This is a genomic window from Xanthomonas sp. F4 (genome assembly GCF_011761895.1).
On record NZ_JAASQX010000004.1, the window covers coordinates 87,186 to 109,258 of the forward strand.

The 22,073-nt window shown below is 68.6% G+C and carries 20 protein-coding genes; 14 read left to right on the forward strand and 6 right to left on the reverse strand.

Annotated elements, in window-relative coordinates; translation table 11 throughout:
- Positions 1-18 precede the first annotated feature (18 nt).
- The 4 genes from FHR66_RS14590 to FHR66_RS14605 all read right to left on the reverse strand — a co-directional run bounded on the left by FHR66_RS14590 (position 19) and on the right by FHR66_RS14605 (position 2,523).
- Positions 19-426, reverse strand: coding sequence for a DUF2000 family protein (locus FHR66_RS14590; protein ID WP_160964656.1), 408 nt, complete (start codon positions 424-426; stop codon positions 19-21).
- A 56-nt stretch (positions 427-482) separates the two neighbouring features.
- Positions 483-1,340, reverse strand: coding sequence for an AraC family transcriptional regulator (locus FHR66_RS14595; RefSeq protein ID WP_160964654.1), 858 nt, complete (start codon positions 1,338-1,340; stop codon positions 483-485).
- Positions 1,341-1,525: 185 nt separating this feature from the next.
- Positions 1,526-2,005, reverse strand: a complete 480-nt coding sequence (gene trmL / locus FHR66_RS14600) for a tRNA (uridine(34)/cytosine(34)/5-carboxymethylaminomethyluridine(34)-2'-O)-methyltransferase TrmL (protein ID WP_160964652.1) — start codon at positions 2,003-2,005, stop codon at positions 1,526-1,528.
- Between the two features lie 41 nt (positions 2,006-2,046).
- Positions 2,047-2,523 (reverse strand): hypothetical protein, encoded by a 477-nt coding sequence (locus tag FHR66_RS14605; protein ID WP_160964650.1) that lies wholly within the window; start codon positions 2,521-2,523, stop codon positions 2,047-2,049.
- A 411-nt stretch (positions 2,524-2,934) separates the two neighbouring features.
- Between FHR66_RS14605 and FHR66_RS14610 the strand changes: the two genes are divergently transcribed.
- The 6 genes from FHR66_RS14610 (at position 2,935) to FHR66_RS14635 (ending at position 10,288) form a co-directional block, all read left to right on the forward strand.
- Complete coding sequence (locus FHR66_RS14610; protein WP_160964648.1) at positions 2,935-5,811, forward strand: M16 family metallopeptidase; 2,877 nt, start codon at positions 2,935-2,937, stop codon at positions 5,809-5,811.
- Between the two features lie 121 nt (positions 5,812-5,932).
- On the forward strand, positions 5,933-6,250 hold the full coding sequence (locus tag FHR66_RS14615) for a DUF4156 domain-containing protein (protein ID WP_017907737.1): 318 nt from the start codon (positions 5,933-5,935) through the stop codon (positions 6,248-6,250).
- A 102-nt stretch (positions 6,251-6,352) separates the two neighbouring features.
- A complete protein-coding gene (locus FHR66_RS14620; protein WP_160964646.1) occupies positions 6,353-7,369 on the forward strand; it encodes a 3-oxoacyl-ACP synthase III in 1,017 nt (338 codons plus the stop codon).
- 116 nt (positions 7,370-7,485) lie between these two features.
- A complete protein-coding gene (locus FHR66_RS14625) occupies positions 7,486-8,568 on the forward strand; it encodes a Fic family protein (protein WP_160964644.1) in 1,083 nt (360 codons plus the stop codon).
- Positions 8,569-8,652: 84 nt separating this feature from the next.
- Positions 8,653-9,558 (forward strand): alpha/beta fold hydrolase, encoded by a 906-nt coding sequence (locus tag FHR66_RS14630; protein WP_160964642.1) that lies wholly within the window; start codon positions 8,653-8,655, stop codon positions 9,556-9,558.
- 250 nt (positions 9,559-9,808) lie between these two features.
- Positions 9,809-10,288 (forward strand): hypothetical protein, encoded by a 480-nt coding sequence (locus tag FHR66_RS14635; protein ID WP_160964815.1) that lies wholly within the window; start codon positions 9,809-9,811, stop codon positions 10,286-10,288.
- Positions 10,289-10,596: 308 nt separating this feature from the next.
- Here the strand turns inward: FHR66_RS14635 and FHR66_RS14640 are convergent, their stop codons facing one another.
- The gene (locus FHR66_RS14640) at positions 10,597-10,971 is read right to left on the reverse strand and encodes a YkgJ family cysteine cluster protein (RefSeq protein WP_167087935.1); all 375 of its coding nucleotides are present in this window, start codon (positions 10,969-10,971) and stop codon (positions 10,597-10,599) included.
- Between the two features lie 146 nt (positions 10,972-11,117).
- Between FHR66_RS14640 and oleC the strand changes: the two genes are divergently transcribed.
- Positions 11,118-12,779: an olefin beta-lactone synthetase gene (oleC, locus tag FHR66_RS14645; protein ID WP_160964638.1), complete on the forward strand. Its 1,662-nt coding sequence runs from the start codon at positions 11,118-11,120 to the stop codon at positions 12,777-12,779.
- 9 nt (positions 12,780-12,788) lie between these two features.
- Entirely contained in the window at positions 12,789-14,351 is a 1,563-nt protein-coding gene (locus FHR66_RS14650; RefSeq protein WP_160964636.1) for a winged helix-turn-helix transcriptional regulator, read from the forward strand.
- Here the strand turns inward: FHR66_RS14650 and FHR66_RS14655 are convergent.
- A complete protein-coding gene (locus FHR66_RS14655) occupies positions 14,335-15,459 on the reverse strand; it encodes a serine hydrolase domain-containing protein (protein ID WP_160964634.1) in 1,125 nt (374 codons plus the stop codon). The genes FHR66_RS14650 and FHR66_RS14655 overlap by 17 nt on opposite strands.
- A gap of 195 nt (positions 15,460-15,654) precedes the next feature.
- Between FHR66_RS14655 and oleD the strand changes: the two genes are divergently transcribed.
- From oleD to FHR66_RS14685, 6 genes are all read left to right on the forward strand, one after another.
- Positions 15,655-16,665, forward strand: coding sequence for a 2-alkyl-3-oxoalkanoate reductase (gene oleD, locus FHR66_RS14660; protein ID WP_160964632.1), 1,011 nt, complete (start codon positions 15,655-15,657; stop codon positions 16,663-16,665).
- Between the two features lie 62 nt (positions 16,666-16,727).
- Positions 16,728-16,886, forward strand: coding sequence for a DUF1328 domain-containing protein (locus tag FHR66_RS14665; protein ID WP_003468167.1), 159 nt, complete (start codon positions 16,728-16,730; stop codon positions 16,884-16,886).
- A gap of 187 nt (positions 16,887-17,073) precedes the next feature.
- Entirely contained in the window at positions 17,074-19,029 is a 1,956-nt protein-coding gene (locus tag FHR66_RS14670; RefSeq protein ID WP_167087897.1) for an alpha/beta hydrolase family protein, read from the forward strand.
- Between the two features lie 79 nt (positions 19,030-19,108).
- Positions 19,109-19,750 (forward strand): ubiquinone biosynthesis accessory factor UbiJ, encoded by a 642-nt coding sequence (locus FHR66_RS14675; protein ID WP_160964628.1) that lies wholly within the window; start codon positions 19,109-19,111, stop codon positions 19,748-19,750.
- Entirely contained in the window at positions 19,747-21,405 is a 1,659-nt protein-coding gene (gene ubiB / locus FHR66_RS14680; protein WP_160964626.1) for a ubiquinone biosynthesis regulatory protein kinase UbiB, read from the forward strand. Before FHR66_RS14675 ends, ubiB begins: the two co-directional genes overlap by 4 nt.
- Before the next feature lie 2 nt (positions 21,406-21,407).
- Entirely contained in the window at positions 21,408-22,007 is a 600-nt protein-coding gene (locus FHR66_RS14685) for an O-methyltransferase (protein WP_202394532.1), read from the forward strand.
- The last annotated feature ends 66 nt before the right edge of the window (positions 22,008-22,073 follow it).

Genomic DNA, 22,073 nt, shown 5'->3' on the forward strand with positions numbered 1-22,073 from the left:
GCCTGCGCCAGCGCGCGTCTAACGATGCAGTGCCAGGCCCTTGGTGGCTTTTTCGATGGCCTTCTTGGGTCCGCGCAGGCCGAGCCCCACCAGGTTCAGAGCATCGGGATCTTCCGCCGCGAACGTCTGGCGATTGGCCGCGTCATGGCCGGTCGAGAACATGGCGAAGACATACGGCAGCACGGTGATCTCGCGGGCCAACCCCACTCGGTGCGCGGCCCGAAGCCCGTCGAGATCGGCTTCGAACACCAGCATCGGCTGGCCGAGCAGGCAGCCGTAGCGATGGCCGTTGGCATCGATGTAAGGGTCGCCCATGGCGTCGGGGGCGGCCGCGGCGACGCCCGTCGCCAGGAAGGCGGCGACGTTCAGGCGCTGCCACATCGCCAGGTCGTTGCGGACGATGATGGCCACTTTGGTGTCGAACATGTGCAACTCCGCAGTCTGGATGACGCGGCCATGGTCCGAGTTGCCGCCGCCGCGTTCTAGAACGTCTGTGCAGCACCGCCGGCACATTGCCGCTGGTACGCGGCCGGTGTGAGCCGGTAGGCGCGCTTGAACCAGCGGCCCAGATGGCTCTGATCGGCGAATCCGACCTTGAGCGCCACGTCCGCCGGTTCCTGTCCATCCGCCAGCAGGGCACGGGCAACGCGCAGGCGCAGCCGGATCAGGTAGGCATGCGGCGAGAGGCCGAACGTGCGCTGGAATTGCCGGGTGAGGCGGAATCGATCCAGGTCGGCGTGGTCGGCAAGCTCATCGAGGCTGACGTCGCGTTCCATCTGCGCGTGCAGAAAATCCCTGGCGCGCGCCACCGTTGGCGTGGACGCGCACGGGCGCTGCGCCTCGGCCGACAGTTGCGGAGACAGCAGGCGCATCATGCGGTCCAGGCTCTGGTCCCGCGCCAGCCGGCCTTCGCGTTGATGGATCGCGAGGAAGGCCTGGCGTATCGCCGCGCTCAGCGCCGCGTCGTCGGCCAAGGTCGTGCGGAACGCTGGATGGAGCGCGGACATGTCCTCCTGGCCGAGGCGTTGCAGTGCGCCGGCCACCCAGCGCTGAGGCAGGTAGAGCATCGCGTAGGTGAAACCGTCCTCGGCGGGCGCATGTCCGTCGTGGACCGCGCCAGGCTCGATGAGGATGGCGCGCCCGGGCGTGCTGGTGTGCAGCGAACGATGGCAACGGAAGCGCTGCAGGCCCTGCAGGGTCACGCCGACCAGCACTTCGTCGTGATCGTGCGGATCGTAGGCATGCCCGCGGAAATGCGCATGCACGCTTTCGATGCCGGTCTCCCGGTCGCGGCGGATCCTGACCCAGTCACTGGCGTCGGGTTGGGTGTTCGATGCCATTCGCTGAACCTGGTGGGGCACGACGGGCGGCGTTCTCGCTGGATGCAGAGGATGCGCCGAGATCCAGTGTAGGAACGGAGCGTCATGGGCTTCAAGCTGGGCGCGACGCGATCGAGGGACAGGTTGAGGATGTTTTCGCTGCCCCTGGATCGAAGCATCTTCGCTTCCGGGCGCGTGCCCTACGCTCAGTCGGCGCCGGGAAATCCCAGTTGTCGCCAGGCCTCGAACACCACCACAGCCACCGCGTTGGACAGGTTGAGGCTGCGGTTGTGCGGCTGCATCGGCAGGCGCAGGCGCTGCGCGTCGGGCACTTGTTCCAGCACGGCGTCCGGCAGGCCGCGGGTTTCCGGGCCGAACAGGAAGGCGTCGCCGTCGGCGAAGGCGGGTGTGTCGTAGCGGGTGCTGCTGCGGGTGCTCAGGGCGAACAGGCGGCGCGGGGCGATGGCCTGCAGGGCCGCTTCCAACGATGCGTGGACCTGCAGTCGTGCGTATTCGTGGTAGTCCAGGCCGGCGCGCTTGAGCTGGCGGTCGCCGAGGTCGAAGCCCAGCGGCTCGATCAGGTGCAGTTGCGCGCCGGTATTGGCGCAGAGGCGGATGACGTTGCCCGTGTTGGGCGGAATCTCGGGTTGGTACAGCAGAACGTGCAGCGTTGGGGTCGCGATCATCGGCGCAGTGTACGCGCCGGCGTGGAGGGCTTGGTGCGGGTTCAGCGCACCAGGCCGACCGCCAGGTCCTGGCCCAGCTTCTGCAGGCTCGGCTGCAACTGCAGCATCGCGGTGTCCAGCGTGTCGCCGACCACGTCGCCGATCGCCAGCATGCTGCCCATGTCCGCATCCGGGCGCACCTGCACGGTGGCCAGGGTCACCACGCGCTGGCCGGCGGCCTGTTGCATGTCGCGTTCGGCCAGCTGGTCTGCCGACGGGCGCACCTGCACCGCGGCGAGAGTGGCGATGCGGCTGGACAGCTCGGCCTCGCGCTGGGCGATCTGCTCGGCGGAGGGGCGCACTTGCACCGCCGCCAGGGTGGCGATGCCGCTGGCCTGTTCGATGGTGTGCTGGGCGATCTGGTCGGCCGACGGGCGGACCTGCACGGTATCCAGGGTGGCGATCTGCGTGGCAGCGAAGGACGGCGCGGCGAACAGGGCGGCGATGGCGGCGGTCAGGAGCAGGGTGGTGGTTTTCATGGCGGGCCTCGTTGGTGTTGTTGATCAGTGGTGTTGTAGTAATGTAGTACACCTAATCAGGGGCTGCAACAGCTTTTTTGCTTTCCGCAGTTTCATTAAGCTTTCGTTCACTTACTGCTGGCATCTGTTGCGCTCGAGGATGTGTACGCATGCTGCGTGCCAACTCCAAGTAACTGTATTTGCAAGGGAATTGATTCCAATAAAGTGTCCGCGGGCGGACACCCGGGCGCTCGCGTACGCCGGACGCGGACACCGCGGCACCGTCCGCGCCGGCAGCCGGCCGCTAGTGGTGCGGCTGCGACGCAGTCGAAGAAGGACGTCAGCGACAACGGCGGAATACGCGCAGGGCGGTACGCCCGGTACGATCGGCGTTCACCGGCTGTTTACTGGCCCCAAGGAAGAAGGATCCGCATGACCGTCTCGACCCGCCCGCGTGGCGCCCTGCTGGCCGTTGCCCTGTCCGCCGCACTCGGCGCACTGAGCTACGTGCCGCCCTCGACGGCGGCCCGGCCTGCCGCCGCCACGTCGGTGGATATCGCCTACGAGCAATTCACCCTGCCGAACGGACTGCGGGTGGTGGTGCATACCGATCGCAAGGCGCCGATCGTGGCGGTCAACCTCTGGTATCACGTGGGCGCCAAGGACGAGCCGGCCGGGCGCACCGGGTTCGCGCATCTGTTCGAGCACCTGATGTTCCAGGGCAGCGAGAACCACCACGGCGAGTTCTTCGAGCCGTTCAAGCAGGTCGGCGTCACCGACCAGAACGGCACCACCAACAGCGATCGCACCAACTACTTCGAGAACGTGCCGACCACTGCGCTGGACATGGCGCTGTGGATGGAGTCGGACCGCATGGGCCACCTGCTCGGCGCCATCGACCAGGCCGCGCTGGACGAACAGCGCGGCGTGGTGCAGAACGAGAAGCGCCAGGGCGAAAACCAGCCGTACGGCCAGGCCTGGAGCCGGCTGAGCCGCGCGCTGTACCCGGCCGGCCACCCGTACCACCACACCGTCATCGGCTCGATGAACGACCTCAACGCGGCCTCGCTGGCCGACGTGAAGCAGTGGTTCCGCACCTGGTACGGGCCCAACAACGCGGTGCTGGTGCTGGCCGGCGACATCGACGTGGCCACGGCCAAGGAAAAGGTGACGCGCTACTTCGGCGACATCCCGGCCGGCCCGACCATGGCCCAGCCCAAGGTCGACGTCGCCCAGCGCAGCCAGTCCACCCGCGAGACCATGACCGACAAGGTGCCGCAGACGCGGATCTACCGCGTCTGGAACGTGGCCCAGACCGGCACCGAAGATGTCGATCGCCTGCAACTGCTGGCGCAGGTGCTGGGCGGCGCCAAGTCCTCGCGGCTGGACCGGCGCCTGGTCCACGAGGACAAGCTGGTCGACCAGATCAGTGCCTCGGTCTGGCCGTCGCAGCTCGGTTCCGGCTTCGGCATCATCGCCATGGTCAAGCAGGGCGTGGACCCGGCCAAGGTCGAGGCGGCGATCGACGAGGAAGTGCGTCGGCTGCTGGACAAGGGGCCGGACAAGGCCGAACTGGCGCGCGCCAAGACCGCCTTCCGTGCCGGCTTCATCCGCGGCGTCGAGCGCATCGGCGGCTTCGGCGGCAAGGCCGACGTGCTGGCCGAGTGCGCGGTGTACACCGGCGACCCCGGCTGCTTCCGCACCTCGCTGGCCACCATCGCCTCCACCCGCTCGCGCGACCTGACCGCGGTCGGCCGCAAGTGGCTGGGCAAGGGCGACTACACCTTGCTGGTCCAGCCGGGCGAGCGCGTGGCCCTGGCCGAGGAGCCGACCGTGCAACCGGCGCCGTTGAACCCGCCGTCGGCCGATCCCAAGTACCGCGCCCTGCCCAGCGTGGTCGACCGCAGCGCCGGCCCGCCCAAGACCACCCAGTTTCCGCAGTTGAAGTTCCCGGCGCTGCAGCGCGCCACGCTGAAGAACGGCAGCACGGTGATCCTGGCCGAGCGCCACGACGTGCCGGTGGTGCAGTTCAGCTACGAGTTCCGCGGCGGCTACAGTGCCGACCAGGGGCGCAAGCCGGGGACGGCCAGTTTCGCCATGGGCATGCTCGACGAGGGCGCCGGCGAGCGCGATGCGCTGGCGTTCGCCGATGCGGCCGATGCGCTGGGCGCGTCGCTGTCCGCCGGCGCCTCGCTGGACGGCAGCAACGCCTATCTGTCGGCGCTGAAGGAAAACCTGGCGCCGTCGCTGGCGCTGTATGCGGACATGCTGCGGCGGCCCCGCTTCGCGCCGAACGAGATCGAGCGGATCCGCGCCAGCTGGATCGCCGGCATCCGCCAGGAGAAGGCGCAGCCCAACGGCGTGGCGATGCGGGTGCTGCCGCCGCTGCTGTACGGCGCCGGCCATCCGTATGCGATCCCGTTCAGCGGCACCGGCACCGAGGCGGCGATCGCGGCCCTGCAGCGCGAGGACCTGGTCGACTTCCACCGCGACTGGGTGCGTCCGGAGAACGCCACCGTGATCGTGGTCGGCGACACCACCCTGGGCGAGATCGTGCCGCTGCTGGACGCGCAGTTCGGCGACTGGAAGGGCGAGGGCCAGGCGCCGTCGGTGCCGGCCGCGGCCAGCGTTGCGCGCCCGGCCAAGCCGCGCGTGTACCTGATCGATCAGCCCGGCGCGGTGCAGGCCAACCTGTTCGCATCGGAACTGGTGCCGCCGACCACCGATCCGGCGGCGGTCCGCTTCGACATGGCCAACGGCGTGATCGGCGGCGACTTCACCTCGCGCCTGAACATGAACCTGCGCGAGAACAAGCATTGGTCCTACGGCGCGCGCAGCGGCGCGGCCAGCGCGCTCGGCCAGCGGCCGTGGACCGCCTCGGCGCCGGTGCAGATCGACAAGACCGCGCCGGCGCTGCAGGAGATGTCCAAGGAGATCAGCGCCTTCGCCAACGGCAAGGCACCGCCGACGGCGGAAGAGGTGGCGCGCATCCGCAACATCCAGACCCTGAGCCTGCCCGGTGCCTACGAGACCGCCAGCGCGGTGATGGGTGCGATCGGCGGCATCGTCCGTTACGGCCGCCCCGACGACTACGTGTTCAAGCGCAAGGCCGAGATCGAGACGATGACCCCGGCGCAGGTGCGCGAGGCGGCGTCGATGCTCGATCCGAACAGCCTGACCTGGGTGGTGGTGGGCGACCTGAAGCAGATCGAGGCGCCGGTGCGCGCGCTGAAGCTGGGCGAGGTCACGGTGATCGATGCCGACGGGGTGCCGCAAAGCGGTGCGGCGGCGGTCCCGGCTCAGCGTTGACCGGAATGGGCGCGCGTCGGCGATGGCTGGCGCGCGCTGTGGCCGGGTGTGCGCCGGCGTTGTCATGGCGGATTCAGCGTTTTGCGGCACAATCCGGATTCACCTGCCAACGGGCTTGTCCATGCGTCTACCGATCGCTTTCGTCCTGCTCGCCACGCTCGCCGGCTGCACCTGGGTACCGATGGCGCCAGAGGGCAAGGGCGTGCGGGTCCTTCCTCCGGGGCAGGCGGCCAGCGGCTGCGAGAAGCGCGGCGAGGTGGTGGTGTCGGTGAAGAGCAGCGTCGGCTTCTACCAGCGCAACCCGCTGCGGGTGCGCGAGGAGCTGGAGACCCTGGCCCGCAACGAGGCGCCCGGCGTGGGCGCCAACACCGTGCAGGCGATGGGCGACCCGGTCGACGGCGACCAGCGCTTCACCGCCTACCAGTGTGGCGGTCGCTGAACCGCTCAGACCATACGCTTTTCGGGGATTTGTTAAAGATGCGGTAAAACGGTGTAACCGCTAGAATTGGCGCCCCCTCGCCTGACCCTGGCGTACACCTCGATGCTTTTCACCAACGTCTCGATCGCGGGACTGGCGCATATCGACGCGCCGCATACGCTGACCTCCAAGCAGATCAATGCGCGCCTGCAGCCGACCTTGGACCGGCTGCGGATCCGCGCCGACGTGCTCGGCGACATCGCCGGCGTCCACGCGCGGCGCATGTGGGACCAGGACCTGCAGGCTTCGGACGTGGCCACGCTGGCGGCGCGCAAGGCGATGGGCGATGCGGGCATCGAGGCCGGACAGGTCGGGCTGCTGGTCAATACCTCGGTCAGCCGCGATTACCTGGAGCCGTCCACCGCCAGCATCGTCGCCGGCAATCTGGGCGTGAGCGAGCAGTGCATGACCTTCGACGTCGCCAACGCCTGCCTCGCCTTCATCAACGGCATGGACATCGCGGCGCGGATGATCGAGCGTGGCGAGATCGACTATGCGATGGTGGTCGATGGCGAGACCGCCAACCTGGTGTACGAGAAGACCCTGGAGCGGATGGCCTCGCAGGACCTGACCGCCGACGCCTTCCGCGACGAAATGGCGACCCTGACCCTGGGCTGCGGTGCCGTGGCGATGGTGATGACGCGTACCGAGCTGGCACCGGATGCGCCGCGCTACCGCGGCGGCGTGACCCGCTCGGCCACGCAGTGGAACGCCTTGTGCCGGGGCAACATGGACCGCATGGTCACCGACACCCGGATGCTGCTGATCGAAGGCCTCAAGCTGGGCCAGAAGACCTTCGCCGCCGCGCGGCAGGCGCTGGGCTGGGCGGTGGACGAACTGGACCAGTTCGTCATCCACCAGGTCAGCCTTCCGCACACCAAGGCCTTCATGAAGAGCTTCGGCATCGACCAGAAGAAGGTCATGACCATCTTCGGCGAATACGGCAACATCGGCCCGGCCAGCGTGCCGATCGTGCTGAGCAAGCTGCGCGAGCTGGGCCGCCTGAAGAAGGGCGACCGGATCGCGCTGATGGGCATCGGCTCGGGCCTGAACTGCTCGATGGCCGAGGTGGTCTGGTAAGCGGAACAGGCCCTGCGGCGTTCGCGACGCAAACATGCATAATTTCTGCCTGAAATTATGCATGTCGATGCGGAAATACATCTAAACTCCGCTTTTCTTTGCATGTGGCGGCCGCGATGCCCCTCTCCGCCTTACAGCATCTGGATCCGGCCCGCTTCGACACCACGGCGATCCTGAAGCGACTCACGATCGCCAGCCGCAGTCTGGCGGAGCTGAAAGGCGTCGCAGCCAGCATTCCGAATCAGAACATCCTGATCAACACGCTGACCCTGCAGGAAGCGCGCGACAGTTCGGCGATCGAAAACATCGTCACCACCCAGGACGACCTGTATCGCGAAGACAATCCGGCCGATGCCACCGGCACTGCGATCAAGGAAGTGTTGCGCTATCGGCAAGCGCTGTGCGCGGGATTCGATCAGGTGCGGGTATCGGGGTTGCTGACCCTCAATACGATCGTCGGCATCCAGGAACAGCTCGAATGCAACCGCGCGGGTTTCCGCAGACTTCCGGGAACGGCATTGCGCGACGGGCTGGGACGTGTGGTCTACGAACCGCCGCAAGGCGCCGACGATGTCGTCCGCCTGATGGGTGAACTGGAGCGCTTCATCCACGATGCGCCGCCGTTCGCGGCGGATCCGCTGGTGAAGATGGCGCTGATCCATCACCAGTTCGAAAGCATCCATCCGTTCTACGACGGCAATGGCCGCAGCGGGCGCATCCTCAACGTGCTGTACCTGGTCAAGGAGCGCCTGCTCGACATTCCCGTGCTGTGCCTCAGCCGGCACATCGTCCGCACCAAGCCCGAGTACTACCGCCTGCTGCAGGCGGTGCGCGAAGACGATGCCTGGGAAGACTGGGTGCTGTACATGCTCGATGCCGTCGCCATCATCGCTGCCGAGACGGTCGCTACCATCGTCGCGATCACGACGCTGTTGCAGGATACCAAGCAGCGTGTTCGCGAAAACTACCGGTTCTACAGTCAGGACCTGATCAACAATTTGTTCAACCATCCGTACACGCGCGTGGAGTTCGTGCAGCGCGACCTGAGCGTCTCGCGTCTGACCGCAACCAAGTATCTCGATGTCCTCGCGCAGGACGGGGTACTGCAGAAGCGACGGGTCGGCCGCAACAACTATTATGTAAATCTCCCCCTGTTCGAATTGCTCGGGCGCGGCGCCGATACAACGGGCTCCGGCTGAAGCGTCACGGCGCCTTCGTCATTGGCGTAGGCGCCGCGAGCGATGCAACATCCACTTCGTCTCCATCCCGAGAAGCGCCGACGCATGAACTACCCCGGCTACCCCTTCACCCCGCAGCGCTTCCAGGTCCGCCCGGGGCTGCACATGTCCTATCTCGACGAGGGCCCGCGCGACGGCGAGGTGGTGCTGATGCTGCACGGCAATCCGTCGTGGAGCTATCTGTGGCGCACCTTGGTGAGCGGGTTGTCGGACCGCTACCGCTGCATCGTGCCCGACCACATCGGCATGGGCCTGTCGGACAAGCCGGACGATGCGCCGGGCGCGCGGCCGGGCTACGACTACACCCTGCAATCGCGCGTGGACGACCTCGACGCGCTGCTGCGGCATCTGCGCATCGACGGGCCGGTGACGCTGGCGGTGCACGACTGGGGCGGCATGATCGGCTTCGGCTGGGCGCTGTCGCACCACGCGCAGGTACGGCGCCTGGTCATCACCAATACCGCGGCATTCCCGCTGCCGGCGGCCAAGCCGATGCCGTGGCAGATCGCAATGGGCCGGCACTGGCGCCTGGGCGAGTGGTTCATCCGCACCTTCAATGCGTTCTCCTCGGGCGCGTCGTGGCTGGGCGTGTCGCGGCGCATGCCCGCCGACGTGCGTCGCGCCTACGTGGCGCCGTACGACAACTGGGCCAACCGCATTTCCACCATCCGCTTCATGCAGGACATTCCGCTGTCGCCGGCGGACAAGGCGTGGTCGTTGCTGGCGCGAGCCGAGCAGGCGCTGCCATCGTTCGCCGATCGTCCCGCCTTCATCGGCTGGGGCCTGCGCGACATCTGCTTCGACCATCATTTCCTGGAGGGCTTCCGCCGCGCGTTGCCGCAGGCCGAGGTGATGGCGTTCGAAGATGCCAACCACTACGTGCTGGAAGACAAGCACGAGGTACTGGTGCCGGCGATCCGCCGTTTCCTGGACGCGCATCCGCTGTCCTGAGCGCGCTCGCCGGCATGATGCCGGCGTGCAGTGCCGCATCGATGCGCAGCCCCGAGGGAGGGGCATTGCGGCGAAGTGGCGCGAGACGGCTCCGCCGCTGCGCCGCGGATCGTCTACACCGGCGCACGCAAACTGCTACCGATTGCCGTGCTGCAACATTTTGGGCTGTGTACAGTCGCGCCGATGTGCGCGGCGCGGCGCGGCGAAGCGAACGCTGCACGCAATCCAACCGGAGACGAGAGTGAAAGCGATGACGATGGCGATGCTGCTGATGGCGATGAGCGTGCCTGGCGCGCAGGCGGAAGACCTGACCACGTCCGCAGACGGCAAGACGCTGACGGTGGGATTCGGCCAGCCCACCTGGAAGCAGGTGCTGCACTACCGCAAGCTGTACGACAAGAAGCCGTTCCCCGATGCGGAGATCTACTACTACAGCAACGGCATGTACAAGATCATTTCGCAGGGCGAGAACCACTACGGCGTATACGTGCTGCAGGGCAGCTTCGACGACCAGACCTATACGGTCCGTTTCATCTCGTTGCCGTCCGAGGACTGGGGCAACAAGACCGCCTTCCACCAGTTGACCTTCATCCGCGGCGAGGACAAGAACGTCTTCATCCAGAATGCGATCGTCGACACCGGCGAGGCCATCGCCCAACAGAACGGCACCTACACCCTGGAAAAGAACACCGTGACCAATCCGCTGCCGACCGCCTGGAAGCATCGCTGAGCCGATGCGGCGTGCGGGCGCACGTGCGCCACGCCGTTCGCCGGATGCCGGCAGGCTGGGCGTCTGTACGGGTTTCCGTAGGAGTCAACTGTCATGCAGTCGCGAGGAGCGAAGGCCGACTGACACCTGCCGTCGTCGGGACTGAAGTCCCTCCCACAGTGCAGTCCTCCGACAGGGCGAGTGCCGCACCTGTGGGAGCGGCTGTCGTCCCGTTTTGTGGGATCAGCTGCGACTGGCGTTGCGGGTCACGCACGGTCGCGGCTGAAGCCACTCCCACGGCATCCCTGCCGTGCTTGCGGCGCCGTCGCTCAGGCGTCCGGCAGATTGCGTTCGACCACGCCGTCCCAGTCGGCCGGGGTCAGCAGCGGCAGCCCGTGCGCCAGCCGCGACTTGTCGCATTGCGCGCTGCGTTCGCCGAACTCCAGCGAGGCCGGCACCGCCGCGCACACCGACGGCCGCCGCTCGTGGATGCTGCAGCGGCTGTAGCGGCCGATGTCCGCGTCCAGGGCGACGCAGCGCGGCTGCGCCTGCGAGGTGCCGCGCATCACCCGCTCGTGGGTGCGCAATGGCTCGGTCAGCTCGAACGGGACCCTGCCGCCCAGCGCGGGATCGGCTTCGCTCCAGTGGAAACTGACCCGGAAGTAGGCGCAGCAGGCGCCGCAGGTGAGGCAGGGATGGGACATGGTGGCCGGGCCTTGCGCGGCGAACAGCGGTGGGGGGCGCGGCATTCTGACCGAACCGGGGCGCGCTGCAAGCACTGCGGCATTCAGCCGCGGCCGCCGCGGGTGGGCTGTCGGCTGCGGCCCGGCGCATCGGCGATAATCGGCGCATGACCACGACCTGCAACATCGCGGCCACGCTGCCGCGGCTGGCGCGCGAGCGCCCGGACCAGATCGCCATGCGCTGCCCCGGCCGGCCCGGCCCCGGTGGCATGGCCGCCTACGACGTGACCCTGAGCTATGTGCAATTGGACGCGCGCAGCGATGCCATCGCCGCCGGCCTGGGCGCCTATGGCATCGGGCGCGGCACCCGCACGGTGGTGATGGTGCGGCCGTCGCCGGAGTTCTTCCTGCTGATGTTCGCGCTGTTCAAGGTCGGCGCGGTGCCGGTGCTGGTCGATCCGGGCATCGACCGGCGCGCGCTCAAGCAATGCCTGGACGAGGCGCAGCCGGAGGCCTTCATCGGCATTCCGCTGGCGCAGCTGGCGCGGCGCCTGCTCGGCTGGGCGCGCTCGGCGAAACGGATCGTCACCGTCGGCCGGCGCTGGGCCTGGGGCGGCACCACGCTGGCGCGGATCGAGCGCGCCGGCCAGGGCGCCGGCAGCCAGCTGGCCGACACGGCCGCGGACGACGTCGCCGCGATCCTGTTCACCAGCGGCTCCACCGGCGTGCCCAAGGGCGTGGTCTACCGGCACCGCCATTTCGTCGGCCAGATCGAGCTGATGCGCAATGCCTTCGACATGCAGCCCGGCGGCATCGACCTGCCGACCTTCCCGCCGTTCGCGCTGTTCGACCCGGCGCTGGGGCTGACCTCGGTGATCCCGGACATGGACCCGACGCGTCCGGCCAAGGTCGACCCGCGCAAGCTGCACGATGCGATGCAGCGTTTCGGCGTGACCCAGCTGTTCGGCTCGCCGGCACTGATGCGGGTGCTGGCCGACTACGGCAAGCCCTTGACCAACGTGCGCTGCGCCACCTCGGCCGGTGCGCCGGTGCCGCCGGACGTGGTGGCGCGGATCCGTAGTCTGCTGCCGGAGGATGGCAAGTTCTGGACGCCCTACGGCGCCACCGAGTGTCTGCCGGTGGCGGTGATCGAGGGCCGCGCGCTGCAGGACACGCGCGCGGCCACCGAGAGCGGCGCCGGCACCTGCGTCGGTACCGTGGTGCCGCCCAACGAGGTGCGCATCATCGCCATCGACGATGCCGCCATTCCCGAGTGGAGCGGCGTGCGCGAAGTGCCGGCGGGCACGGTCGGCGAGATCACCGTGGCCGGCCCGACTGCCACCGACACCTATTTCAACCGCGACGCGGCCACGCGCCTGGCCAAGATCTGCGAACGCCTGGACGACGGCAGCGAACGCATCGTGCACCGCATGGGCGACGTCGGCTATTTCGACGCGCAGGGCCGGCTGTGGTTCTGCGGGCGCAAGACCCAGCGCGTGGAGACCGCGCAGGGGCCGTTGTACACCGAACAGGTGGAGCCGATCTTCAATGCGTTGCCGGGCATCGGCCGCACGGCTTTGGTCGGCATCGGCGAGTCGGGCCGGCAGCGCCCGGTGCTGTGCTACGAGTTGGGCGACAACGCCTGGATGGCGAGCCAACTGGAACTGGACGATCTGCTCCAGCAACTGCGCGACACCGCCGCCGCGCACGCGCACACGGCCGGCATCGTCGACTTCCTGAGCCACCCGGGCTTTCCGGTGGACATCCGCCACAACGCCAAGATCGGCCGCGAGAAGTTGGCGCTGTGGGCCGCGGAACAGGTGCGCTGAGGCGCGACGATGGCCGAGCGCTACCGGCTGGGCGATCTGCGCATCGACGCGGCGCGGCAGCGGGTCGAGCGCGATGGTGAAGTCCTGGAGGTGGGCGGGCTGAGTTTTCGCCTGCTGCATTACCTGCTGCAGCAGGGTCAGCGCGTGGTGGGGTTCGATGAACTTATCGCGCAGGTGTGGGCGCCGGCGCTGGTCAACGAGGAGACCGTCACCCAGCGCGTGCGCCTGCTGCGCCAGGCGCTGGGCGATGCCTCGCGGCAACCGCGCTATCTGCGCTCGGTGCGCGGCCAGGGGTATCAGCTGTGCCTTCCGGTACAGCCCGACGCCGATCCGGTTCCTGCCGACGCCGTACCTGCGCCGCGGCCGATGTGGCGCAGGCGTGGCGTCTGGACGATCGCGGCCGGTGCGGTGGCGATCGCCTCGGCATTGGTCGTATCGCGCTGGCAGGCAGCCGTGCCAACGCCGGCCGCGTCGCCGTTGTTGCAGCGCGCCGAGTACTACGCCGGCATCGGCCAGCGCGACAACAACACGCGTGCGATCGCGCTGTACCAGCAGCGCCTGCAGCAGGCACCGGACGAGGCGGCAGCCATGATTGGCCTGAGCCGCGCCTACAGTGCGCGCGTCTGCCAATACGACGGCGACCAGCAGGTCGCATTGCGCGCGCAGCGGTTGGCGACGCAGGTACTCGCGGCGCATCCGCGTCTGGCCGCCGCGCATGCCGCGCTCGGCTATGCGTACGATTGCCGCGGCGACAACGCCGCGGCGCTGGCCGCCTATGAGCGCGCGTTGCAACTGGACCCGCAGGCCGATGCCGTGCGTGGCTCGGCGGCCTATCTGTACGAACGCCAGGGCCGCCTGGCGCAAGCGCTTGCGGCCAACCTGCAGGTGCGCGATCCGGCGCGGGTGCGCTTCCTGCCGCTGCAGATCGCCAGCAACCTCGACCTGCTGGGCTACGTCAGCGCCGCCGAAGCGCGCTACCGCGACAGTTTCCAGCTCTATCCCGACAGCGCGTATTCCAATCTGGCGTGGCCGCGCTTCCTGTTCGTGCATGGCCGCACGGCCGATGCGCAGGCTACGCTGGATCAGGCGCTCGGGCGTGGCACCGACTCCGCCGGACTGTTCCTGCTGCAGGCGGAGGTGGCGCTGGCGCGTGGCGACCCCGCGCGGGCACGCCAGGCGAGCCTGCAGGCCATGCGTCTGCGCCCGCAAGGCAGTTTTGCCCAGGCCGTGGCCTGGACGCTGCAGGCGCAACCGCCGCTCCCGGCGCCGCAGCTGCGCGCGCGGGCGCAGACCTTGCTGGACGCCGTGGCGCGCGGCACCGACCCGCTGGATGCGCTGGATGCGGCGCTGCTGCTGCAGTTGGCCGGCGACCGGCCGGCGGCGCTGGACGCGCTGCGTCGGGCCCAGGCCGCGGGCTATCGCGACGGTGCCTACCTGCGGGTGTCGCCGCTGCTGGCACCGCTGCGCGCGGAGCCGGGTTTCGCGGCGTTGCTGGCGCGCAACGAGGCCGATGTCGCCGCGCAACGGGTACAGGCGCAGCGTGCCGGACTGGTGCCTACGGCAATGCCGTGAGCACGTAGTCGGCGAGCAGCGCCTGCGATTGCGGGTGCATCTGCGGGCGGTTGTAGGCACGCCGGGTGATCACCACCACCAGGCGTTCCTCCGGCAGCACGAACACATAGTTGCCGCCGTTGCCCGACATCGCCCAGACCCCGCGTTCGACGCCGTGGGCCTGGAAGCGGAAGCGCCACAACAGGTAGCCGTAGTCGGCATCGTCGCGGGCCTGCGCATGCACTTGGGTCATCGCCCGGATCCATGCGGCCGGCAGCACTTGCGTGCCGTGCCAGCGGCCGTCGTCAAGCAGCAACTGGCCGAACTTGGCCAGGTCGCGGCTGCGGTAGCGGGTGCCGCCACCGCCCATGCCCACGCCCTCGGCGGCGTGCAGCCAGTGCGCACCGACGATACCCAGCGGCCGCTCCAGGACCTGCGCGGCGAAGTCCTCCAGACGCTGCCCGGTGGCCTTCTCGAGCAGCGCGCCGAGCAGGAAGCTGCCGGCGGTACAGTAAGAGAAGGCGCGTCCATATGGACTCTCCTCGGGGCGGCGCATCCACGGTGCATAGCCCTTGAGCGGCAGGTCCAGTGCGAACTGCGTCCAGTCGGCACTGACGTACATGCGTTCCTCGTGGCCGCTGGAGAAGGCGTTGTCGTCGTCGCACTCCCATTGCGAACTCATCGTCAGCAGGTCTTCGACGGTGATCGCGCGCTTGCGCGGCGCATCGTGCTGCCACTGGCGGTCGCCGAAGAAGTCGTAGACGTGGGTCTGCACGCCAGGCAGACGGCCGCGCGCGATCGCCGCGCCGACCAGCAGCGCGGTCACGCTCTTGGTCGCCGAGCGGGTGTCGTGCAAGGTCTGCCGGTCGGCCCCACCGAAGTAGTGCTCGTAGACCAAGGCGCCGTCGCGCACGATCAGCACGCTGGTGGTGTCCGGCGCCGCGCCATCGGCGATGGCGCGTTCCATGGCGGCAAGCCGGTCCAGCTTCCAGCCGCTGGCGGCGGCGTCGGCGACCGGCCAGCCGTCGTCCTGCGCCGGCGGTGTGGTCGCGGCCGCTGGTGCGGCGGCGCAAGCAAACGGAACGATGAGGGAGAAGATGGCGCACAGCAGCAGTGGCAGGCGTGACATGGCGGAACTCCGGTGGAAAGGCCGGTGCACTTACGCCCATGGCATCGCTGAAGTGCCTGATGCCAGACTTAAGAATTCTGAAGGTCAGTCGGATCAAGGGCTTGCACGGCTTGTGTCGCCGGCGTCGTCATCGCGGATCGCCTTCACCGGCGGCCCCGGCTATCGTGTGCGCCCTGGTTCGATCGGTGCGACGCGATGAAGATTGTGGTGACGGGCGGTGGTGGATTCCTGGGCCAGGCGCTGTGCCGCGGGCTGGTCGCGCGGGGGCACGAGGTGGTCAGTTACAACCGCGGCCACTATCCGGAATTGCAGGCGTTGGGTGTGGCACAGGTGCGGGGCGACCTGGTCGACGCGCAGGCGCTGCAACATGCGCTGGCCGGCGCCGATGCGGTGTTCCACAACGCCGCCAAGGCCGGCGCCTGGGGCAGCTACGACAGTTACTACCAGCCCAACGTGGTCGGCACCGAGAACGTGCTGGCTGCCTGCCGCATGCAGGGCGTGTCGCGCCTGGTCTACACCTCCACGCCGAGCGTGACCCACCGCGCCACCCATCCGGTCGAGGGCCTGGGCGCGGACCAGGTGCCCTACGGCGAGAATTTCCAGGCGCCGTACGCGGCGACCAAGGCGATCGCCGAGCGCATGGTGCTGGCCGCCAACGACGCGCAGTTGGCGGTGGTGGCGCTGCGCCCGCGGCTGATCTGGGGCCCGGGCGACAATCAGATCCTGCCCAAGCTGGTGGCGCGGGCGCAGGCCGGGCGTGTGCGCCTGGTCGGTGGCGGCGACAACAAGGTCGATTCCACCTACATCGACAATGCCGCGCAGGCGCATTTCGACGCCTTCGAGCACCTGGCGGTAGGGGCGCCCTGTGCCGGCAAGGCCTACTTCATTTCCAACGGCGAGCCGTTGCCGATGCGCGAGCTGCTCAACAAGCTGCTCGCCGCGGTCGGCGCGCCGGTCGTGACCAAGACGCTCTCGTTCAAGGCCGCCTACCGCATCGGCGCCACCTGCGAAACCCTGTGGCCGTTGCTGCGCCTGCGCGGCGAGCCGCCGCTGACGCGGTTCCTGGCCGAGCAGCTGTGCACGCCGCACTGGTACAGCATGGAACCGGCCCGACGCGACTTCGGTTACGTGCCGCAGGTGTCGATCGAGCAGGGCCTGCAGCGGCTGGCGTCCTCATGGCGCAACGACACGTCCGTCACCCGCTGACGACCGCTGGTTTCCGAAGATGATGCCGCGCCGATTCGGCACGACAACTTCTGGATATTGCCATGCTGCATTACGCCATCATCTTCTTCGTGATCGCCATCATCGCCGCCGTGCTCGGTTTCAGCGGCATCGCCGGCGCGGCGACCAACATCGCCTGGATCCTGTTCGTGGTGTTCCTGATCCTGGCGGTGATCTCGATGTTCCGCCGCGGCAAGGTGTAGTCCTTTCGCGACAATCGAACGTCGATGCCTGCCCGCGACGCTTTGCGTCGCGGGCAAGTCGTTTCTGGGGCAGGGCGCCGCGATGGCGCTGGCTGACCGCACGCCGGGCCGCTTAGTGGCGCTGCGGGCTAGACGTTTCGCCTGACGCTTGTCACCATCCTCCGCTCAGGGGACAGGGGCGGATCGAATGCGAGCGTGGATCGTATGGGCAGGCCTTGCGCTTGCGGGGAGCGCGTGCGCGCAGGTGCCGCCGGTGGACCTGGCGCCATACCTGCAGCGCGATCAGTTCGAACGGGTCAAGATCTCGCCGACCGGTGCCTACTACGCCGTCACCGCGCCGCTCGAGGACCGCACCGTGCTGGCGGTCATACGACGCAGCGACAAGCAGGTCTCGGCCAAGATCATGGGCCAGGCCGATTCGGTGGTGCACGATTTCTGGTGGGCCAGCAACGAGCGCATCGTGGTATCGATGGCCGAGCGCCTGGGCGCGCTCGACCGGCCGGTGGCGATCGGTCAGCTGCATGCGGTCGACGCCGACGGCAAGAATCCGCGCTTGCTGGCCAGCCCCTACGGGCTCAACGACAGCGTCAATGGCGTCACCTACAAGGCCGGCCTGGATCCGTCGGTGTTCATGCTCGACACCTTGCCGGACGATCCGCGCTCGGTCTTGGTGTCGGTGGTGGAGCAGACCAAGGATCCCACCGTGCATGTGGACAAGCTCGACATCTACAACCACCGGCGCATGCCGGTGGCGCGCGCACCGGTGGCACGCGCGGACTTCGTCACCGACCACGGCGGCCACGTGCGCTTCGCGCAGGGTGCCGAGACCGGCAGCAACGCCAGTAAACTGTTCTACCGCAGCGACGACGCCAGCCCATGGCGGCTGATCAACGACGAGGCCAGCAGCGGACATCGCAGTTTCCCGCTGGGCTTTTCCGCGGACGACAAGATCGCCTACCTGCAGGTAGAGCAGGCCGAAGGACCCGATACGGTCGTGTCCTGGGATCCGCAAAGCGATCGCTCCACACCGCTGTTGCGCGACGCACGAGTCGATCCCTACCAGGTGCTGCGCGACCTGGACGGCCGTACCCCGATCGGCGTGTCGTTTATGAGCGACCGCGTGCACAACCGCTTCTTCGACGACAACGCACCGACGGCACGGCTGTACCGCGCGCTGGAGCAGGCCTTCAACGGCGATGCGGTGTTCATCACCTCCGCCACCGCCGATCGGCGCCTGCTGATGCTCTATGTGTGGAGCGATCGCAACAACGGCGATTACTTCCTGTTCGACACCGCGGACAAGTCGGCAAAGCGGGTGTTCAGCCGTCGCGAATGGTTCGAGCCGGATAGGGTGCCGCACACCCGCGAGGTCGCCTTCAAGGCCAGGGATGGCATGGACCTGTACGGCTATCTGACACTGCCGTTGCAGGCGCCGGCCGGCAAACCACTGCCGATGGTGCTGTTGCCGCATGGCGGACCGTTCGGTCTCTTCGATGGCTGGGAATTCGACGACGATGCGCAGGTGCTGGCCGCGGCCGGGTACGCGGTCTTGCGGGTGAACTACCGCGGCTCCGGCAACTATGGTCGAGCCTATACCCAGGCAGGCGCCCGGGAATGGGGCGGGCGCATGCAGGACGATCTCACTGATGCCACCCGCTGGGCGATCGATCAGGGCATCGCCGACAGCGCCCGCATCTGCATCTACGGCGCCAGCTACGGGGCCTATGCTGCGCTGATGGGGGCGGCGAAGGAGCCGGCGCTGTACCGCTGCGCGGCCGGTTACGTCGGCGTCTACGACCTGGAGACCATGTACCGCGACAAGGCCAGGTATGCGCGCTGGACCAAGGCCTGGGCGGGCGATTGGCTGGGCGAACGCGACAGTTTGGCGACGCGTTCGCCGGTCAACCTGGCCGAACGTATCCGCGTGCCGGTGTTTCTGGCCGCTGGCGGCAAGGACGAACGTGCCCCGATCGAACATACCGAGCGGATGGAGAAGGCATTGAAGAAGGCCGGGGTGCCAGTAGAGGCGCTGTATGTCCCCACCGAGGGTCATGGCTTCTACACCGAGGCGCATCGGCGCGCCTACTACACGCAGTTGCTGGCGTTCCTGAGCAAGCACCTGGGCGGCGCGCAGGCGCAATAGCGGCGAGCGGCGGCCTGGGTGGGGCATCTGTCTCGCCCTGCGCACGGCCTTGCGACGTGTCTGCCGCTAGAATGCGGGCATGTCTGGATCCCCCCTCGATGCTCTCAAGCCCCTGGCCGGCCGCGCGCTGGAAGCGGCGCTCAATCGCGCGCTGGCGCTGGACCCGGAAACCGGCGAGGCCCTGCGCGACCTCGATGGTCAGCGCGTGGCGCTGACCCTGGAGGCGCCCGCACTGGCCCTGCAGATCCGCGTCGATGGCTCGCAGTTGCGGGTCGGCCCGGTGGATCCGGCGCAGGAGCCGGAACTGGCGGTGCGCAGCACGCTCGGCGGGCTGCTCGCGCAGTTGCCGTTCCTGGCGCAGGCGCGGCGTACCGGCGGCCCCGGCGGACGCGTGCGGGTCTCCGGCGATGCCGAACTGGCACGACGCCTGCAGCACCTGGCGACGCGCTTCGATCCGGACTGGCAGCGGCCGTTCGTGCAGGTGTTCGGCGAGGTGCTCGGCGTGCAGGTGGCCAACACCGCGCGTTCGGCCCTGCAGCAGGCCCGGCGCAGTGCGCAGGACCTTGCGCAGAGTGCGGCCGAGTACGTCACCGAAGAGTCGCGTGACGTGGTCGCGCGCGCCGAACTGGAGGCCTTCTACGACGACGTGGACGTGCTGCGCGACGATGTCGAGCGCATGGCCGCGCGGGTGGCGCGGCTGCAGCCGGAGCGTGGCGCATGAAGGCGATGTTCCGCGCCAGCCGCATCGGCCGGGTGATCCTGCGCTACCGCCTGGACGACCTGCTCGACGGCACCCCGGCCGAACGCTGGTTGCGTCTGGCCAAACCCTTCGTGCCGCGCGCCAGCCCCGACATCGCCGCGCAATCGCGCGGGGCGCGCCTGCGCCTGGCGCTGCAGGACCTGGGGCCGATCTTCGTCAAGTTCGGGCAGATCCTGTCCACCCGCCGCGACCTGATGCCGCCGGACGTGGCCGAGGAACTGACCCTGCTGCAGGACCGGGTGCGGCCGTTCGACGGCGAGGCCGCGCGGCGCATCGTCGAGCAGGCGCTGGGGCAGCCGATCGGCGTGGCCTTCGCCAGTTTCGACACCACGCCGCTTGCCTCGGCTTCGATCGCGCAGGTGCATGCGGCGACGCTGCACGACGGCCGCGAAGTGGTGGTGAAGGTGCTGCGCCCGGACATCGAGCGGCAGATCGACGCCGACATCGCCTTGCTGAAATCGGCCGCCGCGCTGGTCGAACGCACCCATCCGCGCGCCGACAAGATCCGCCCGCGCGAGGTGGTGGCCGAGATCGAGACCACCCTGGCGGCGGAACTGGATCTGCAGCGCGAAGGCGCCAATGCCAGCGTGCTGCGCCGGTTCTGGCTGCACTCGGACGATCTGTACGTGCCGGAGGTGATCTGGACCCACACCGCCGAGCGCGCGCTGACCCTGGAGCGGGTGCGCGGCATCCCCTCCGACGACATCGCCTCGCTGGACGCCGCCGGCATCGATCGCCGCGCGCTGGCGGCCAAGGGCGTGCGAGTGTTCTACACCCAGGTGTTCCGCGACAACTTCTTCCATGCCGATGCGCACGCCGGCAACATCTGGGTCGACAGCGATCCGGCGCGCCGCGACAACCCGCGCTTCATCGCGCTGGACTTCGGCATCATGGGCCAGCTCTCGCAGGAAGATCAGTACTACCTGGCCGAGAACTTCATGGCCATCTTCAACAAGGACTACCGGCGCATGGCCGAGCTGCACGTGGAGGCCGGCTGGATGCCGGCCAACGTGCGCATCGACGAGCTGGAGGCGGCGGCGCGCTCGGTGTGCGAACCGTACTTCACCCGGCCGCTGTCGCAGATCTCGCTGGCCGAGGTGCTGATCAAGCTGTTCCGCGTGGCCCAGCGCTACCAGTTGACCCTGCAGCCGCAGCTGATCCTGCTGCAGAAGACCCTGCTCAACATCGAAGGCGTCGGCCGCCAGCTCGACCCGGAACTGGACATCTGGGCGGTGGCGCGGCCGGTACTCGAGCGCATCCTGATCGAGCGCTACAGCCCGCAGCGGGCGTTGCACGAACTGCGCAAACGCCTGCCGGAGATCATGACCCACGCCCCGGACATGCCAAGGCTGATCCACGGCTGGCTGCGCCAGCAGGTCGAGGGCCGGCACGAACTGTCGATGCGCTCGCGCGACCTGTTCGAACTCAACCTGCTGGTGCGGCGCATGCAGCGGCGGGTGGTCGCGGCGATCGCCGGCGTCGGCCTGCTCACCGTGGCCACGCTGCTGTACGCGCTCGACGCCGGCGGGCCGCAGTTGGCCGGGGTGTCGCTGTGGGCGTGGATCAGCGGTGGTGCCGGCACGGCGGCCTTGCTGTCGGCGTGGTGGCGGCGCTGAGCATGGGCGGGCTCGATCGCGCGCGGCTGCAGGCGGTGCGCGCCGAACTCGGTGCGGAAGGTCCGCGTCACGATGCCGGCCAGGCCGAGCGCGCGCAGCGTCTGCTCAACATCACCCCGGAGACGGGCGAACTGCTGGCGGTGCTGGTGCGCGCCACAGGTGCGCGGCGCGTCCTGGAGATCGGCACCTCCAACGGCTATTCCACGCTGTGGCTGGCCGAGGCCGCGGCGGCGCTGGGCGGCAGCGTGGTCACCGTGGAGCACGCCGCGCACAAGATCGCGCTGGCGCAGCGCAGCTTCGCGCGTGCCGGCGTGGAAGGTTGCGTCGACCTGGTCCACGCCGATGCCGGCGTCTGGCTGGCGGACACGGGGTCGGCCGCGTTCGACCTGCTGTTCCTGGACGCCGAGCGCACGCTGTATTGCGACTGGTGGCCGCAGTTGCGTCGCGTGTTGCGGCCGGGCGGGCTGTTGGTCGTGGACAACGCGCTGTCGCATGCGGCGGAGATGGCACCCTTCGCCGCGCTGCTGCACGCCGATGCCGCGTTCACCTGCACCACGCTGCCGGTCGGCAACGGCGAACTGCTGGCAGTCAAGGACGCGTAGGCGTCCCGCGGCGGCGTTGCGGACGTGCGGCGTGCATCGCCGGGTCACGCAACTGGATGCCCGAAC